The organism is Kitasatospora sp. NPDC086009, from assembly GCF_044540385.1.
Taxonomy (GTDB): Bacteria; Actinomycetota; Actinomycetes; order Streptomycetales; family Streptomycetaceae; genus Kitasatospora.
In genome coordinates this window covers 1-15,763 of sequence record NZ_JBITSA010000040.1, presented here as the reverse complement: position 1 = coordinate 15,763, position 15,763 = coordinate 1, and the positions used below count along the sequence as shown (strand labels likewise).

At 70.6% G+C, this 15,763-nt stretch carries 16 protein-coding genes and 4 pseudogenes; 11 read left to right on the top strand and 9 right to left on the bottom strand.

Annotation, left to right across the window (positions count from 1 at the left end):
• Positions 1-382: 382 nt before the first annotated feature.
• From ACIF6L_RS38535 to ACIF6L_RS38520, 4 genes and pseudogenes are all read right to left on the bottom strand, one after another.
• A complete protein-coding gene (locus ACIF6L_RS38535) occupies positions 383-991 on the bottom strand; it encodes a hypothetical protein (RefSeq protein ID WP_396491921.1) in 609 nt (202 codons plus the stop codon).
• A gap of 10 nt (positions 992-1,001) precedes the next feature.
• On the bottom strand, positions 1,002-1,289 hold the full coding sequence (locus ACIF6L_RS38530; protein WP_396491920.1) for a hypothetical protein: 288 nt from the start codon (positions 1,287-1,289) through the stop codon (positions 1,002-1,004).
• An 8-nt stretch (positions 1,290-1,297) separates the two neighbouring features.
• A pseudogene (locus tag ACIF6L_RS38525) lies at positions 1,298-1,684 on the bottom strand (DUF4158 domain-containing protein); the annotation flags it as partial.
• Positions 1,685-1,833: 149 nt separating this feature from the next.
• Positions 1,834-2,298, bottom strand: a complete 465-nt coding sequence (locus ACIF6L_RS38520; protein ID WP_396491919.1) for a hypothetical protein — start codon at positions 2,296-2,298, stop codon at positions 1,834-1,836.
• A 941-nt stretch (positions 2,299-3,239) separates the two neighbouring features.
• Between ACIF6L_RS38520 and ACIF6L_RS38515 the strand changes: the two genes are divergently transcribed.
• The 4 genes and pseudogenes from ACIF6L_RS38515 (at position 3,240) to ACIF6L_RS38500 (ending at position 4,876) form a co-directional block, all read left to right on the top strand.
• Positions 3,240-3,617: a replication-relaxation family protein gene (locus ACIF6L_RS38515; RefSeq protein WP_396492673.1), complete on the top strand. Its 378-nt coding sequence runs from the start codon at positions 3,240-3,242 to the stop codon at positions 3,615-3,617.
• Positions 3,527-3,757 (top strand): annotated as a pseudogene (locus tag ACIF6L_RS38510) (hypothetical protein); the annotation flags it as partial. The gene ACIF6L_RS38515 and the pseudogene ACIF6L_RS38510, both read left to right, overlap by 91 nt.
• A gap of 70 nt (positions 3,758-3,827) precedes the next feature.
• Positions 3,828-4,139 carry a hypothetical protein gene (locus ACIF6L_RS38505; RefSeq protein WP_396491917.1) on the top strand — a complete coding sequence of 104 codons (312 nt, stop codon included), beginning with the start codon at positions 3,828-3,830 and terminating at the stop codon, positions 4,137-4,139.
• Positions 4,140-4,360: 221 nt separating this feature from the next.
• Positions 4,361-4,876, top strand: coding sequence for a hypothetical protein (locus tag ACIF6L_RS38500; protein WP_396491916.1), 516 nt, complete (start codon positions 4,361-4,363; stop codon positions 4,874-4,876).
• Between the two features lie 142 nt (positions 4,877-5,018).
• On the opposite strand, the gene ACIF6L_RS38495 is transcribed toward ACIF6L_RS38500, so the two are convergent.
• A complete protein-coding gene (locus ACIF6L_RS38495) occupies positions 5,019-5,660 on the bottom strand; it encodes a hypothetical protein (protein WP_396491915.1) in 642 nt (213 codons plus the stop codon).
• Positions 5,661-5,886: 226 nt separating this feature from the next.
• Here ACIF6L_RS38495 and ACIF6L_RS38490 point away from each other — a divergent pair, with 226 nt between their 5' ends.
• The 3 genes and pseudogenes from ACIF6L_RS38490 to ACIF6L_RS38480 all read left to right on the top strand — a co-directional run bounded on the left by ACIF6L_RS38490 (position 5,887) and on the right by ACIF6L_RS38480 (position 8,048).
• On the top strand, positions 5,887-6,846 hold the full coding sequence (locus ACIF6L_RS38490) for a rhomboid family intramembrane serine protease (protein WP_396491914.1): 960 nt from the start codon (positions 5,887-5,889) through the stop codon (positions 6,844-6,846).
• A 396-nt stretch (positions 6,847-7,242) separates the two neighbouring features.
• Positions 7,243-7,428 (top strand): annotated as a pseudogene (locus ACIF6L_RS38485) (Ku protein); the annotation flags it as partial.
• Positions 7,429-7,550: 122 nt separating this feature from the next.
• Entirely contained in the window at positions 7,551-8,048 is a 498-nt protein-coding gene (locus tag ACIF6L_RS38480; RefSeq protein ID WP_396491913.1) for a hypothetical protein, read from the top strand.
• Between the two features lie 8 nt (positions 8,049-8,056).
• Here ACIF6L_RS38480 and ACIF6L_RS38475 read toward each other — a convergent pair whose 3' ends face one another.
• Together ACIF6L_RS38475 and ACIF6L_RS38470 are read right to left on the bottom strand one after the other, a co-directional pair.
• On the bottom strand, positions 8,057-9,655 hold the full coding sequence (locus tag ACIF6L_RS38475) for an ISL3 family transposase (protein WP_396491912.1): 1,599 nt from the start codon (positions 9,653-9,655) through the stop codon (positions 8,057-8,059).
• Between the two features lie 300 nt (positions 9,656-9,955).
• Positions 9,956-10,438: a hypothetical protein gene (locus ACIF6L_RS38470; protein WP_396491911.1), complete on the bottom strand. Its 483-nt coding sequence runs from the start codon at positions 10,436-10,438 to the stop codon at positions 9,956-9,958.
• Positions 10,439-10,781: 343 nt separating this feature from the next.
• Between ACIF6L_RS38470 and ACIF6L_RS38465 the strand changes: the two are divergent.
• From ACIF6L_RS38465 to ACIF6L_RS38450, 4 genes and pseudogenes are all read left to right on the top strand, one after another.
• Positions 10,782-11,548 (top strand): annotated as a pseudogene (locus ACIF6L_RS38465) (MFS transporter); the annotation flags it as partial.
• Between the two features lie 46 nt (positions 11,549-11,594).
• A complete protein-coding gene (locus ACIF6L_RS38460; RefSeq protein ID WP_396491910.1) occupies positions 11,595-12,764 on the top strand; it encodes a hypothetical protein in 1,170 nt (389 codons plus the stop codon).
• A gap of 252 nt (positions 12,765-13,016) precedes the next feature.
• Positions 13,017-13,142 carry a hypothetical protein gene (locus tag ACIF6L_RS38455; protein ID WP_329491944.1) on the top strand — a complete coding sequence of 42 codons (126 nt, stop codon included), beginning with the start codon at positions 13,017-13,019 and terminating at the stop codon, positions 13,140-13,142.
• 2 nt (positions 13,143-13,144) lie between these two features.
• The gene (locus tag ACIF6L_RS38450; protein WP_396491909.1) at positions 13,145-14,314 is read left to right on the top strand and encodes a protein-L-isoaspartate O-methyltransferase; all 1,170 of its coding nucleotides are present in this window, start codon (positions 13,145-13,147) and stop codon (positions 14,312-14,314) included.
• Positions 14,315-14,626: 312 nt separating this feature from the next.
• On the opposite strand, the gene ACIF6L_RS38445 is transcribed toward ACIF6L_RS38450, so the two are convergent.
• Complete coding sequence (locus ACIF6L_RS38445; RefSeq protein ID WP_396491908.1) at positions 14,627-14,863, bottom strand: hypothetical protein; 237 nt, start codon at positions 14,861-14,863, stop codon at positions 14,627-14,629.
• 149 nt (positions 14,864-15,012) lie between these two features.
• Entirely contained in the window at positions 15,013-15,552 is a 540-nt protein-coding gene (locus ACIF6L_RS38440) for a hypothetical protein (RefSeq protein ID WP_396491907.1), read from the bottom strand.
• Positions 15,553-15,763 lie beyond the last annotated feature (211 nt).

The window sequence follows — 15,763 nt, the reverse complement described above, 5'->3', positions numbered from 1 at the left end:
CGGCTTCGTGCATGGCTGCCTCCAATCAGATGGACGTGCCACACATCCAACCGCTGCAAGGGCGACCCGGCGAACCTATGCGGTCACAGCACTAGCGATCGGCCAGGAGAGGTGGCTCGCGCGGTTCGTGCGGGTCGTCGACGTGCTCTGCCCGTACCTGGGGACCACCGCAGAGGACCTGGTCGGCGCTGAGCTGGTCGCCCACGGCCGGCGTCTGGTGGACGCGCAGAACGCAAGGCTCTCCCACGAGATCACCCAGCGTGTGGAGGGCGCCCGGGCGCTCGCGCGGTCCATGGACGAGGCGGCCCTGGCCGCCCGTGGCGCGCTGCGCCAGCCCTACTTCCTGCGGCCGGCCCAGCGGGTGGAGTGCCCGGCCTGCGGATCACCGGCCCGGCTGCTCCTCGAAGAGGTCCGGGCGACCAACGAGCGCCTCGTGCAGGACGAGGCCCACCGGGACATCGTCCACCTCGCGAAGGAGTTCTCCTGCCGGATCTGCGAACTGCACCTCGCGGGCGCGGAAGAGGATCTTCTGGGTCCACCTCGCCTTCTGCTCCGGGACCGCGCCGCAGTCCACGCAGGCCCGCAGCTTCATCGCCTCCCGGTGCTTGCGGTTCTCCTCCGCCGCCTTGCGCTCCGCCTGCCGCTGCTTGTAGGCGGCGTGGTCCCCCGGGTTGTCGAGAGCGTCGGTCAGGGAGAGCAGGCCGTCGCGGCCGTACCGCCACCACACCTCACCCATGGGGCCGAGCTGGGTGAGCGTGTCGAGCGAGGCGACCAGGATCGGGATCGAGGCGCCGTAGTCGAGCCAGCTGTCCGTCGAGTAGTCCTCGGTGCGACGGTGGCCGCGCCAGAACTCGGCGGTCAGGTCGCAGATCATGACGGCCCGGTTGTTCAGCGTCTTCGCGCTGGCGTCCGCGAGGACCAGGGCGACGGGCGGGTAGCTCTCGCGTACTGGTACCGGGTAGGCACGACGCCACCAGTGCGTCATCCGCACCGCCGCCGACTCATCCGCCAGCTCCGGGTCGTTGCCCCGACTCTCGGCGCGGAACAGCTCGCGGTAGCCGGCGAGACTTCGCGGCCACCTTCGCCGAGGACATCATGGAGCAATCCACCTCGACCATCAGCACCGGTACCCCGATCTCCGGTGCCTCCAGCACCGCGTCCGAGCGCACCCTGCGGCGCCCGCCCGGGGCGAACTCCACCTCCGTGGCCCAAGACGCCACGGTGCCGATCCCGCCCGGAGCGTCGGGGTCGGTGCCGCCGCGCACGAACGCGAGCACCGTCTCGTTCACCGCCATCGCGTGCGGGCCCGGCCGTGCAGGAAGGTCCGCAGCTGGCGGCCGGCCTGCCGGTCGTCGTACTCGCGGTACTCGTAGCGCCGGCAGATCTCCCACGAGTGCTCGTAGGCCGTCGGCTTGCGCTCGGTGTACCGCTTCACGCACGAGGCGTCCTCGACGCCCAGTTGCTCGGCCAGGTAGTCCACCACCGGCCACGGCACGTCTAGCGGGTCGTCCGCGAGGAACCGGCCGATGTAGCGCACCGTGCAGATCTGCAGCGCGATGCTGAGCCGGTGGCTGTCGGTACGTCGGAGCGCGATCAGGTCCCGGTGGGCGTCGTCTAGGAAGAAGAACCGCTCCAGCTCGGACCGGGTGGGGACCTCCTGCGCAGAAGGTCCCCACCGTGCCATGACCCAAGGCCATGATCGATCTCACCGTTAACCGCTGCCCCGCTACTACTCGCCCCCCGTGAACGGGGCGTGGCCGGATCCCCTTTTGTGGTGCTGTTCTGCTCGCACCGTCCAACCCACTGTCTGGGTTCGGAAGGCCGAGGTCGGGTTCAGTAGGCGATGACGATCGTCCCGCGGCCGCCGTTCGCCCCGTGGCTCCCGTTCGCGCCGGTGCCGCCCCTCTTGCTGCCGGCCGCACCGACGTCCACTCCGCCCGCGCCTCCGAAGCCCGCGTCGCCGCCGGTTCCGCCGGTTCCGCCCGCTCCGGTGCCAGCGGGCGGTGTGAAGGAGGTGCCGTCGGGGAGGTCGACGGTTGCCTGGTCCAGGGTGCCGCCGGCTCCGCCCTCGCCACCGTCCAGGCCGACTCCTGGGGCCGCCCTGCCCGGTTGGCCCGCGGTACCGGCCTTCACGAGCGTGCATTCGCCGATCACGGCGACGGTGTCGGGCGTACCGACGTTCTGCTGGGGCCCGGCAGGCGCCGGACGGGGTGCGTTCTGTCGGGTCTCGTCACCACCGAGGCCGCCGTCGCCGGACAGCCCCCCGCCTCCTCCCTTGCCGCCATTGATGGCGATCACTGGCAGTCCAGGGAAGCCACCCCCCGGCTGAATCATCTCCAGGATGACTTGGGACTGGCCTCCCTGATCACCCGACGCCGCCTGCGTGCCGGCTCGGCCCGGTGAGCCGTCGCCGCCGAAGAAGTCGGTGCCCGCCTTGCCGCCGCGACCCCCTGTGCCGGCAACGCCACCAGACCCGCCGTCCTGGTTGACGACCCTCAGGGTGGGCGGGAGTCCCTCGCCGCCGGGGGAGAGAGTGACTGGGCACGAGAAGAGGGAGCCCGCCGCCCCGCCGGCACCTCCCGACCCTCCCGCTCCCGGACTGCCATTACCCCCGTGACGGTTCGGCACGTTCGGCCCCTGGGTGGCCGAACCTTCGCCGCCGCCACCCCCGCCACCTCCGCCGCCTCCACCACCGCCGCCACCGGCGGTCCAGACATAGACGGTGAGCTGCGTTACCCCCTCTGGCGGAAAGAAGGAGCCCGCCCCGGTGAAGACCTGGTGAGCGTGGACCGGAGCTGCGGAGACCGGGACCGGGGCCGCGACGGAGGAGGCCAATACGGCCGTTGCCGCTCCCAGAATGCTCAAGCCTCTGCGCCTGATAGATCGCTTCACGCCCTGCCTCCTCGCGATTAGACGGCACCCGAACCAAATCGGTTACTGATTGTTGCCCTCATTGGGCTCTGCGTAATCACTTCAGACATCGTTTGGTGTCCCCGCCGGCGTCGGCCGGAACGGCCTGCGATCCGGCGGCGTCGGCCCGGACTTCGTCGGCGTAGGCGCCCAGGGCCTAGCGGGGTTCCTGCGGGGACCAGACGGCCATGTCGCCGCGGTCGGTGCGGACCATCGCCTCGAGGCGCTCTCGGGCGTTCACCGCGGCCCCGCTCAGGCCGTCGGGGCGACGGCCCACGGGTCCGGGACGGGCGCGGACGGGCGCGGAGCCGGACAGCGAGACGCGGGAGGTGGAGATCACCTGGGCAGTGCCCGCCTCCCTGTTCCAGTTCCGGATCGCCACCGCCGAACAGCTGCGCCGCCTGCACACCCCCGACAGCGGCATCGAGAAGATGCGCAGCCGGCTGCGCAGGCTGCGCGAGCAGGGCCTGGCCGAGGAGCTGGCGCTGCCGCAGTCGGGGCGGGCGAAGGGCTGGTTCCTGACCGAGCACGGCGCGCGGATCGCCGCCGCTTTCCCGGAGCTGGCGGACATCCCCGCGCCCCGGCTCCTGGTGACAGGGAGGCCTTCAAGTTCACCCTGTACCACCAGCTCGCCGTCGTCCGGACCCACCTCGCGTTCCTCGCCGACGCCCGCACGCGCGGTGACTCCTACGGGCCGTTCGACCTGATCCCGGAAGTCACGCACCGCTTCGCCGAGGGCAAGGAGGGCACCGTGCGCCCGGACGGTCTGCTCCACTACGGGCGCACCGCCGGCGCCGGGGGACGGGTGTCCGAGCGGGCGTTCGTCGAGGTCGACCGCGCCACCATGGGCGGGCCCCGGCTCGCCGCGAAGCTGAACGCCTACGCCCGCTACTGGGCCCCCGCCCCGCTCCGCCAGGATGCGGGCCGACACCATCGATGCCGTCCAGGGCGGCCGCAGGCCGCTGTGGGAGCGCCGCTACCCGGTCTTCCCTCGGCTGCTGTTCGTCCTCACCGGCACCGGCCTGGCCGGCTTCGCCAACCGCGCCGGCCAGCTCAAACTCGTCGCCCGCACCCGGTACGTCGCCAGGATGCTGCGCACCGTCCCGGCCGGCGTCGCGAAGCTGGAGGACCTGGAGGCCGACGGCCCCGGCGCCGACAACTGGTGGCCGATCGCCGACCTGGACAACGGCCCCGTCCCCTGGTGGGAGCTGACCGGCACCAAGCCCTGACCGACACCCGCCGCCGCTCTCACCCTTGTTGGCCGCCCCGGTACGCCGGGCGGCCATCAATCAAGACATCTCACGGAGCTACAGTAAGGAGTCAAGTTCCCACCGTGAGGTGCCGCTGGACGGGACCGAACGGACGAGCCTGCCAGGCCAGGTCACAGCATGCCCGGACGGCCTCCGGCAATGACGTGGACGCCCAGCAGAGCGGCTGAAATGATCTGCGGATGACTGCGCTGCATGCACTGGCCGAGTTCGGCTCGACCGGAGCCATCGGATCGCTCTGCTGCGGGGCAAGGTTGAACGACATCGCCGTGCTCCTCGGGGAACCACATACGATCGGAAGAGTCAGCAAACGATCCCGCTGGCCGCACCTCTTCTCCTTCGGTGACGTCGAGCTGTGTGTCTGTCGCTGCCGCCGCGTCACGTCGATGTGTCTGCAGACCTGGCGCGACACCATCGACGTGCCCGCCCCCGGATCGGCGATACCCGCCTCCCACCCCGGGCGGATCACCATCGCACAGGTCTCCTCAGCCCTCGCCGCGATCAACTGCGCCCTGGAACCGGTCATCAAACAGCCCCCGGGACAGATGGCACTTCAGGCACTCTCGGCAGGCGTCACCTTCACCTTCACCAACAGCTCCGGCACCGAGGCGCTCCTCAAAGCAGCTAGCGTATGGACCAGCAGCCACGAATGCGTGGCCCCCGCGAACGACGCCCCGGACGACGGCTTCGGCGCGTAGAGCCGGTTTCCCTACGGACGGACCAACGGGTCAAGCGGCGACCGGAATCTGTCTTCCAAGGTTTCCCGTCGATACCTTGGAAGACCGTCAAGGTGCCCGGCCGGCCAGAGCCCGGGGCGGGGCCACTGGTAGGAGGCGCTGGTCATCGACGCCAGCAGCAGCGGGCCACTGGCGGAATCGGCTGCCGTTCGACGACGAGGCCGACAGCCGGGCAGAGGTGGAGACCGGCCGCCTCCGCGAGCGGCAGCCACACCACCGGCGCCCGGCCGGGGTCGTCCGGCTCGACCGAGCCGCCGGGCAGGGAGTGCTGCACGCCGTCGGGCCGGTCGCGCCCAATCGCCGTCCTCGCCGAGGCAGCCGCCGCCGCCGCGAGCATGGTCCGCGTCGGCGCGGTGGCCGTCGTCACCGCTGCGGGTACCGATGTCGTTCTGGCCGGCGCCACCGACGCTGTGGCCGCGGCCAAGCCGCCGGTGCCGAACACCGTCGCGCCGACCCCGCTGCGAGCGGCGTCTTCAGGGACCTGACCCCGGCCGAGCAGGCGCAGGTGCGGACGTGGATGGCGCAGGCGGCGACGAACCCGCGGCGGTCGTGGGCGGCCCAACGACCTGTTGAAGTCCAGGACGCCCGAGGACGCGGAGCGGCGCAAGTACCGGATCCGGGTGGCCGGCAGTACCGAGTACAGCCTCTGCACCTGCCGATCCGTGAAGCGGCCGTAGGACAGCAGGGTGGCGTCCCGGCCGAGCGCGACGTGGGTGGCCGCGACGGCACCGTGCCGGCTTTCCATCCTCCACACGAACGGCCGGCGCCCGGATCGACACCCGTCGGCGAGGTTCTCCGCGGCAACCCGTCCGACCGCCGGGCCACGCCTCCGTGACGGGCCGGCACACCGCGGCCGATACGGACCCCACCCCTCCGTTTCCAGCAGCCCGCACGTTCGCTAGCTTGTTCGCTGCACCGGCCGCGAACCAGCCGCCGGGCCCAGCCGGAACCGTACGGAGACCAGCCCTTCCATGGACGCCACACACGTCACCCCCGGGGCGCCCAGCCCAGAGGTGCAGCCCGCCACCACCTGCTACCGGCATCCGGCCCGGGAGTCGTTCATCAGGTGCACCCGCTGCGAGCGCTACATCTGCCCGGACTGCATGCTGGACGCGCCGGTCGGCCACCAGTGCCCGGAGTGCGTGAAGGAGGGCCACCGGAGCATCCGTCAGGCCCGCACGGTGTTCGGCGGGAGGCTGATCGACACGCCCTTCCTGACGTACCTGCTGATCGCCGTGAACGTGCTGGTGTACGTGCTCGAACTGATCCGTCCGGGCGCCGTGGACCGGTTCGACGGTCTCGGCCAGGGGGTGACCGGGCCGGACGGCCTGCGGTACGTCGTCGAGGGCGGTCTGCTGCCGCCGGGCTTTCGGGAGGTCGGGATCGCGCACGGCGAGTGGTACCGGCTGATCACCTCGGGGTTCCTGCATCTGCCCGCCACACACGGGCAGTTCGGCATCCTGCACATCCTGATGAACATGTACTCGCTGTGGCTCTTCGGACGGGTGGTGGAGCAGCAGCTGGGCCGGGTACGCATGCTGGCGCTCTACCTGACGGGTCTGCTCGGCGGGTCGGTCCTGGGGTACCTGATCGCCCCGCAGGAGGCTGCGGTCGGCGCGTCCGGCGCGATCTTCGGCCTGGTCGCCACGTACTTCCTGATGACCAGGAAGATGCACCACGACCCGCTCGGCGGCGGGCGGCAGCTGGTGGGCGCGATCATCTGGCTGGTCGCCTCGGCGGGCTTCACCTTCTGGCAGGGCCACCTCGGCGGGCTGCTGGCGGGCTTCGCGGTCGGCTCGGTGCTGGTGTTCGCGCCGCGCAAGGGCCGGGCTCTGATCCAGGCGGCGGGGGTACTGGCCGTCCTGGGGCTGCTGACGGCCCTGGTGTTCGTGCAGACCGCCGATCTCGCCGGGCGCAGCCTCTGGGGCTGACCGGCGAGGTGGTGAGCCCGCGGGCCCGCGGGCGCCGAGGACCGGAAGTGACGTCCGGCCCCGCGCGCCCGCGGGCCTTGCGCCGTGCCGGGCCGGGCGGGCGTCCGGTCCGCCGGCCGCGGTCGAGGTCCAGCCCTGCTGCCGGGGCCGCTCGAAGCCGTCCAGCAGGTCCAGCAGGTCCAGCGCCAACTCGAACTCGAACCGGTCGTCACAGCCCTGGCCCACCACGGAGTCGTCGTGGGCGGCCGCGGTGCGCCGCCCGGCGGTGCGGGGTGTCGCCGCGGTGTCTGTCGGCCCACTCCCGCGTGCGCGCCGACCGCCCGGCGGCGACGCTGGCGGTGAGCCCGTGCCGCGCGAGCGGCGGCGCGCCGGAGTCGTCCGGGAACGGAGGCGGTCGTGGCCCGACCTGTGTGGACCGGAGTGCTGACCTTCGGCCTGGTGACGGTGCCCGTCGCGCCGTACACGGCGACGCAGTCCCACGACGTGCGCTTCCACCAGCTGCAGCGCGGTACCCCGGACCGTGTCCGCAACAAACGGGTCAACGAGCGCACCGGCACCCAGGTGGACTTCGGGGAGATCGTGACGTGACTTCGATCGCGAGTTCCGGTTCTGGTCCAACTTCTGTGGAGCAGTCACGCTCTGTTACGCCTCGGGACTGATGCCCTTCGTGACTCGTGGACGGACCTGTTTGGGATCATGCCCGCATGGACTTCGACCTCGCCCCACCGAACGGCGTTGGCCCGTTGCGGATCGGTATGGATCGGCAATCGGCCAACGCGGCGCTGGACTCGCTCCGCGATCTCTCCGCAGTCTCGGAATCCGACCGGCCGGGTCAGCACGTCTTCCGTCCCAGTGGACTGATGATCAGCATTCACTGCACGCGCGACCGGCTCGAAGCCATTGCGCTCGGGAGGCCAGCGGCTCCGACAGACCGAGTCATCTTCCGGGGCCTGGATGTATTCGCGATCCCGGCCCGCGAGCTGGTGCAACGCATGAGCGAGTACACCCCGATCGAGGCAGACCCAGACGACCCGGTGTCCTTCGTCGCCTCCGACCTGCTCCTGAGCTTCTGGCGCTCGTTCGCAGCCGACGACGAGCCAGAGGAAGAGCGGGGCTACTACTTCAGCTCGGTTCTGCTGGCATGGCCTGGCTACTACGACACGCCTGCTCAGGCTGCAGAGCGCCTCCAACAGAGTTCGTAACCGCCCCGTCAGGCTGCAAGCAGGACTCGTTTCCGCAGCAGTGCGAACCCGGATCGGCCGTACATCTGTCGCTTCAGCATCTTGATCCGGTTGACGTGGCCCTCGACGACGCCCGAGCTCCAGGGCAGGGTCAGGCCGGCGGTGACGGCGGCAAGGTCTCGTTCCAGGCCGTTGACGAAGGCGTGGAGACTCGGCAGGTCGTCGGCGCGAACCGCTTCGATCCACTGCGGGAGCCGGTCGCCTTGGAGTTCGGTGATCATCCTTCCGAACGCGCGGACGTGACCGGTGAGCGCGTCCAGTTCAGGGCAATGCGTGACCACTGACTTCAGCCTGAGTCGATCGTTCTCCGGCAGGGCGTCGGGGTGGGTCAGGATCCACCCGGCGACGGTCCGCGGCGATGGTGGTCGGGCTGCCGGTGCGGTCGGGGTGGTACGAAGCGGGCGGAGGTAGGCACGGACGGCTCCGTAGCCGCCGCGATAGCCGTGCGTCCTGATCTCTTCCCAGAGGGTCCAGGCGTTCGTAGAGCCATCGGCCCACCGGTCGTTCAGGTACGGCTTGAAGTCGTCGAGCTTGGTCCTGCGGTTCTGCCACTGCCCCTGAAACAGGTCTTCCGGCCGCGCGGCGTCGGCCAGCCGCTGGACGGTGCGGTAGGTCATGCCGAGCTGGCGCTGGATAGAGCGTCGGCTGTGGCCAGCGGCTAGCATCGCGTGGATGGTGGCGTGCTTGGCGCGGGTGCGGTCGGCGAACCGGTGCCCGGTGGGCCACGGCGACCCGCCGTCTGCCGGGGCCTGGACTTCTGCCTTCTCCGGGGCCGCCTCGGTGGTGGTCGCACGCAGGCACGAGCGGTGGCGGGAGATGCACCGCTCCGTGGCTTCACCGAGGTTGCGCCAGAGGTGGAAACGGTCGGCGACCTGGACGGCAGTGGGTGCCCCGATGCTGGCGCCCTCTGCGAAGAACGGAGCCCGGCCACGGCAGACGACCTCGATCCCCGGGCGTTCGGCCAGCCAGGCCGCGACGGTGGCCGCCTCGCGATTCGGCAGCAGGTCCACCGGGCGGCGGGTCTCGACGTCGACCAGGACGGTCCCGTAGACACGTCCCTTGCGCATCGCGTACTCGTCGACGCCGACCACCCGCGGGGTCCGCGGCTGAGGCTCCGGGAGCGCGTCGACCAGTCGCAGGACCGTGTTCCGGCTGGCTTTCGCCCCAAAGACGTCGGCCAGCCGGGCGCCGGCGCGGCCGGCCACCGCGAGGCCGACCTCGGCCAGCGCCGACCGCATTCGCTCGGTCCGCTGGCTGTGCCGGCGGGTCAGGCCCGTGACCTGCTCGACGAACGTACGCCGCTCGCATGAGGCATCCTCACACGTGAACCGCCGGACCCGCAGCCGCAGCACCACCCGCCGCCCTGCCACGGGAAGATCAGCTGGAAACCGCAGGTAGGAGCCGTGAACCCGCCCCGACCAGCTCCCGCAGCCCGGGCAGCGAGCCTTGGCCGTCCGGGATCTGACACCGATCCGGATCACGTCGCCGTCGTCCTGCATCGACACCACCCTGATCTCCGGATCCGACAGGAAGATCAGCTCTTCCAACTGGAGCAGTACCTCGCGCACAGCCCAGAACCATCGCCCGGAACGTCGCCGTCGTCGGCCATTTCCGGACGATCTCGGAAGACCCTCCGGAGAGATCAACCGTTACAGGGAGTAGGCACGCCACAGAAGTTGGACCAGAACCCGAGTTCCGGCAGCAGATGCTCACCAGTTTCGGCAGCACCCAACCCGCGGGCGGTGTTCGACTGTGCCGTTGGAGGTCCTGGCAAGCTCCTGGTCCGAGAGGAGCCTGTAGCACCGGGGCTGAGGGTGGTCGACTCGTACCACTGAAGCTTCAATGGATGACCGGCCCGGGGCGATCGGTCATGCGCGGGCCAGGCTCGCCCGGGCAGCGATCATGAAGGCATTCTTGGGCTCTTCCAGGTGCTCGTTGACGTCCATGTCACCGACCGCGCGCCAGACCGCCTGGTTGAGCGTGCGTCCATAAGCGCGGGCGGGGGCCTCCAGAGCCGGGTCGCAGAGCAGGGCAACCCCGCGGTCAGCCGTCCAGAGCTTGGTCATGGTGGCTTGCGCCCCGGTCATCCAGCCGTCCTCGTCGGCACCCCACGGTTCCGGGCGGGCGTAGGCGGCCCGCTCGGCGAGTGGGGCACAGGCAAGGAACTCCTGGATCGCCTGCACCTGCTCGGCCCGGCGCGTCTCGGCGGTCGCCGCCGACCGTCGCCGCTCCTCGGCCCGATCCGCCGACCGCTGGGCGGCACGCTGAGTGAACGCCGTTGACGCGGCGCCGCCCTCGCGGCTGATCTCCGCAGCGCGATCCTCGCCGAGGTGACCGACATGCACCGTCACACCGCACTCCGCCGGGGTCGCCTACGCCCGACGTGACTGGGCTGAGTACTCCCTGCCCGAATCGAGGACAAGGAGGGCGCTGGCGCTGCGGGACATGACACGGTGGCATCGGCCCGCGTCTGTGAAACCAAGGTGCCTCGAAGGGCGTCGGTCAGGTAGCGTGCGGACCATTTCGAGCCCTGAGACAGCCAAGGTGGGGGCTTTCGGTCACGCCGTCAGCTCCCTGAACCGCTGAGTTCGTAGTCCTGTGGTCCCGCCGTGTCCTGCGGCCGGACGACTGCGCCCCTGGGTGCTGACCGCGGTGACGAGACGTCTTCTCACCTCTCCTCACCTCGGAGCATCAATGCCTCTCCCGCTGTACCTGCTTGCCATGGCGATCTTCGCTATGGCACCTCCGAATTCATGCTCGCCGGACTCCTGCCAGACATCGCCTCCGACCACGACATCACACTCGGGACAGCAGGCATGCTCACCGCGGGCTTCGCGATCGGAATGATCGTCGGCGCCCCACTCGTAGCCGGGCTCGCTCGCAACCGGCCCGGACGAACCGGCCTCCTGGGGTTCGTCCTCGTGTTCTCGGCCGCTCACGCCGCGGGTGCCACCACCACGAGCTTCCCGGTTCTGCTCACGACCCGGGTCGTCGCCGCGCTCGCGAACGCAGGGTTCCTTGCCGAAGCTCTGACGACCGCCGCCACGCTGGTCGCCCCCGACAAGAAGGGACGTTCGCTGGCTGTGCTGCTGTCGGGCACGACGGTGGCCACGATCGCCGGGGTCCCGGGAGGATCGGTCCTCGGCACGCTGCTCGGCTGGCGGGCCACGTTCTGGGCCGTCGCCGCTCTCTGCCTGCCCGCAGCTCTCGCCATCCTCAAAGGAATCCCAGCGCGACCTGCGAAGGAAGGCGCGACTCGCGAGCCGGCCCTGCGATCGGAGCTCGCACAGCTCAAAAGCCCGCGGTTGATCCTCGTGACGCTGCTCGGCGCGCTGGTGAACGCGGCAACCTTCGGAAGCTTCACCTTCCTCGCCCCCGTCGAGACCGATAGCGCCGGGCTGGGCAAGCTGTGGATCTCAGTCGTTCTGGTGCTTTTCGGCGCCGTCGGCCGAGGCGGGATTCGCCAGCCCCAACGATAAGCTGCTGCACCCGACTTCGGGCGATGTCGTGGACAAGATCGTGAACCTCGGGAGGACCGACATGGATTCATCACGGCGCAGCGTGCTGACAGCGGGTCTCTACTCGGTGGCTCTCGGCGTCCCGGGATTCGGAGACCTGACCAAGCGCGTGGGCGCCACCTCGGCGTCGCTCGGCCCGGCGGTTCCGGTCGGTGCGAGCGAGGTGGAGACCGTACGGAAGATGACCGCCCGAATCGCGGAGATTCTGGACGAACTCGGCGCCGGCCACGCCCGACCGATGGCCGCCGCCTTCCTCACGAACACCGTGGGCACCTACCTGCGCGCACAGGCCACGCCGGCCGTGAAGGCCGACATGCTCTCCGCAGCTTCCGATCTAACGTATCTGATCGGCTGGATGGCGATGTACGAGATCGAACATGGTCTCGGCCAGAGCTACTACCATCGCGCGTTGGAACTCGCCAGGAACGCTGACGACCATGTCACGTACTGCCGAACCCTGCGCGGAATGGCGCTCCAGGCTGCGAACCTGAAGCACGGCCAGAAGGCCCTCAACCTGGCTGACGCGGCCGCCGAAGCCGCCCCGAAGGCCGGGCCCCGGCGACGGGCTTTCCTGACCGGCCAGCAGGCTCACGGTACCGCCTTGGTCGGAGACAGCCGTACGGCCTTCGCCCGGCTGCGGGAGACGGAGCAAGCTCTGTCCCAGGCCGACGGCCGCAACGACCACGTAGGCGGCTACGATCTCTCGGCGTATCACTTCCACGTCTCCTCCGTCCTCTACGCCTTGGGAGACGTGACGGGATCGATCACCGCGATGCAGCAGTCGCAGCGGCTGCGGCCGCCGCTGGAGAAGCAGGGCCGGGCGCACGCCAACGGCGTGATGGCTCAGCGGCAACTGGAAGTCGGGCACGTCGAGGGGGCGACAGTGACCTGGCACAGCTTCTTGGACGACTACGAGACCCTGTCGTCCGCCCGGACAGATGACCACTTCCTGCAGATGCTCCCCGGTATCCGGCCCTACACCGGAAAATCCGAAGGTCCGCGACCTCAACGAGCGGGCGCGGACCTTGGTGGCGACGAAGGCATGACGGCGGCGGTTAGGAGGTTCTGGCCAGCAGCCGTGGCCCGACGCCGAACCACCGTGGCACCCGCGGCTGGGCCGCGATGTCCTGCAGAACATCTCCGTGCTGGTGTTCGGTGAGGTGCCGGTTGGCGATGTAGAGGTTGTCGGCGCTGCTCCCCCGACGACGGTGTCGGTGCCCACCAGTAGGTTGTGCGGTGGTCCCGAGAAGGCCTGATCGGCCCCGGCAGGGCACTGCCGGGGCCGCTGCTTTACCGGGGGCGCGCGTACGGCATCCGGCGCGCCTTGTGCGCTTCTGCGCCCCCTACCGTCTGCGTGGCGTAGCGGTCAGGATGGCCGGGTTGTCGTTCTGCGTGCGAAGGGGGATCCCTGATGGGCAATCGGGAGAAGGACCAGCCGCTGGAGAAGGGCAAGGCGCCGCCCGGGAACGCGGACGGGAAGGTCGACAAGCCGGATCCGGGTAGTGATGGGAAGCACCGGAAGCCGAAGCAGGACTGAGCGTGGACCTCGACCTCGTGAAGTGGCGGGCCGGCCTTGATGAGGCGATGGAGGCGCGTGGGGCCTGGCCCGAGCGGGCTCCGTGGCTGCGCGAGGCCGTCGCCGCGTTGCCCCGGGACTGGTTCGCGCCGGAGCGGCTGTGGCGGTGGGACGGGGACGCGTACGTGGCGGTGGAACGGTGGGCCGATCCGCAGGGTTGGGCCGGGGAGCTGTACGGCGACCAGTCCGCGGCCGCGATCACCCAGGTGAGCGGCGGGCTGCCGTCGTCCAGCCTGTCCGCGCAGGGCGTGGTGGTGGACATGCTGGACTCGCTGCTGCTGGAGCCCGGGCACCGGGTGTGGGACATCGGCGGTGGGCAGGGTTGGAACGCCGCGCTCGCCGCGCGGCGGGCCGGCCCCGGCCGGGTGGTGTCCACCGAGATCGACCCGGGGCTCGCCAAGTTCGCGCGGACCCGGTTGGCGGCCGCCGGCCTGGACGTCGAGGTGCTGGTCGCCGACGCCACCGGCACGGCGCCGGGCGGTGAACGGTTCGACCGGGTGATCGCCACCTACGCCGTCGAACGGGTACCCCCGGCGTGGGTGGAGGCGACCCGCCCGGGCGGGCGAATCGTCTACCCGTGGGGACGGCTGGGCCACGTCGCCCTCACGGTCGCCGACGATGGCCGCAGCGCGACGGGCTGGGTGCAGGGCCTGGGGCAGTTCATGGCGGACCGGGCCGGGGCGGCGCCGCCGGTGGCGGGGTTCACCGGGTACGCGGCGGTACGCGGCGGCGGCCCGGCCGAGACCGAGCGGGTGCTGGAGCGGGACCTGGGCGCCCTTGAGGGGAACTGGGACCTCACGTTCGCGCTGCGGGTGGCGGTGCCGGACGCGGTGATCACCACTGGGCGGGACGAGGACGGGGTGAACGCCTGGGTCCACGACGGAGTCGGCTCGTGGGCGGCATTCGGCGCGGTGGGTGACGGCACCACGGTGCTGCACCAGGGCGGCGAGCGGCGCATCGGCGACGAGCTGATGATCGCCTGGGCGATGTGGGAGGGACTGGGCCGGCCGGAGCCGTGCGAGTACGGGATCACGGTAGGCCCGGACCGCCAGTTCGTGTGGTTGCGCGATCCGGTGGACGGCCCGCGGTGGGCCGTCCACGGGGCAGTAGCGGCCGACGGTTCCGCTCGTTGAGCGCGGTGTGAGCAGCGTCCGTACTGGTGGTGGTCTGGGCCGTGGTCTTGATCTGCGGGTGCCGGTGCGGTCGGGCGGGTCACGTAGTCCCCGGCGGGTGCCGGCGGAGCGGTTGGCCGAGGTCGAGCCGCCGACGTTGGGGCAGGCATTGGTGCGGGCGCGGCGTCGGCGGCTCGGCGCTCGGCTGGACGACTGGGCGCCACCTGACCCCCGGTCGGTCCACGTCCGGGGCCGGCCGGTTCGCACTCCGTGCGGCCGCAGTCGTCCGGGCGCCGCCGCGCGAGGCGGCGGCGGCGCCCGGACGGCGGCCGCCTACCGGCCGGAGTGGTCGATGACGTTGCCGTTGGAGCAGTTGTTGAAGCGGTCGCCGACCCAGTCGCCCAGGACGGGGACGACGGCGACCTCCATCATGCAGACGGCGGCGGCGGTGAAGTTCCCGTTGTTGGCGGCGTTGATACCGCCGAAGTTGGAGTCGTTGACGGCGTGCGCGGGGACGGCCATGGCGGTCGCCGCGAGGGCCATGACGGCCACAGTGATCATCTTCTTCATACCGGCGACAACGACAGCGCCGCGAAAGGGACACGCGGGCTTCGGCCCATCAGCTGTACCGCCCTTCGCTCCGGACACGGAGGCGCCAGGGCTCGGGCCGTGCGGGGGCCTGCCGGGTCGGCCTGGCCCGGCGTTTCGCGTGACCGGTGCTACAGGCCGCCGACCTTCGCCGAGAACTTCCGGAGCGCGGCGGCGATGTCGTCGGGCTTGGCGGGGTCGACGAACTCGACCGCGTCCTTGAGATCGAACATGTCACCGCGCGGGGGGTACTGGGTGAGCCGCTTGGAAGTCAGTGCCCACGCCCGCTTCTCCTTCGGGACGAGCACGAGCCGATCGCTCTTCGGGCGTTCGATCCCCAGGGCGCAGGTGCCCAGGTCCAGGGAGCAGTCGTACAGGGGCGGGAACTGCTGCGTCACCGTCAACCGGCCCCTCGCCTCCATGTCAGCGTCGTTCTGTTCGATCGTCAGGGTGCCGCCTCCGGCGTCTTCCGGAATCTCCGCGGTGAACCTGAGGCCGACCAGACGCAGGCGCACGCTGTTCATCGGGTCGTCCGGGTTGACGTCGACCCGGGTCTTGAGTCCTCCCCGGAAGTCCACGGTCAGCAGGTCGGCCCCGACCTGCAGAGAAGTGCTGAGAGCGAGCGAGCTGCAGGGAATCTCAGCGCCGATCGGCGGGAGTGCGGTTTGCATGAGGAAGTCCTTCACGGAACGGAAGCGGGACGGGTACTCGTCCCACCCCCAGCCTTTCGTCTGTTCCCGCCCGAAGCCCGAATCGCCACCCACACACCCTCCACCTTCACCCGTTACTGAGGTTTTCAGGATGGAGTCGGTGGGGTGAGCGGCAGGCCGGTGCCGGCCAGGCATCCATCGATAAGGGCGGGTCGAAGTTGGATGTGTCGCA

Bases quoted from the DNA above. Each gene is read 5' to 3' on its own strand.
- ACIF6L_RS38500 (WP_396491916.1), top strand. From the start codon at position 4,361: ATGACTGCGCTGCATGCACTGGCCGAGTTCGGCTCGACCGGAGCCATC.
- ACIF6L_RS38490 (WP_396491914.1), top strand. From the start codon at position 5,887: ATGGACGCCACACACGTCACCCCCGGGGCGCCCAGCCCAGAGGTGCAG.
- ACIF6L_RS38480 (WP_396491913.1), top strand. From the start codon at position 7,551: ATGGACTTCGACCTCGCCCCACCGAACGGCGTTGGCCCGTTGCGGATC.
- ACIF6L_RS38505 (WP_396491917.1), top strand. From the start codon at position 3,828: ATGCGGGCCGACACCATCGATGCCGTCCAGGGCGGCCGCAGGCCGCTG.
- ACIF6L_RS38495 (WP_396491915.1), bottom strand. From the start codon at position 5,660: ATGGAAAGCCGGCACGGTGCCGTCGCGGCCACCCACGTCGCGCTCGGC.
- ACIF6L_RS38440 (WP_396491907.1), bottom strand. From the start codon at position 15,552: ATGCAAACCGCACTCCCGCCGATCGGCGCTGAGATTCCCTGCAGCTCG.
- ACIF6L_RS38455 (WP_329491944.1), top strand. From the start codon at position 13,017: ATGGGCAATCGGGAGAAGGACCAGCCGCTGGAGAAGGGCAAGGCGCCG.
- ACIF6L_RS38445 (WP_396491908.1), bottom strand. From the start codon at position 14,863: ATGAAGAAGATGATCACTGTGGCCGTCATGGCCCTCGCGGCGACCGCC.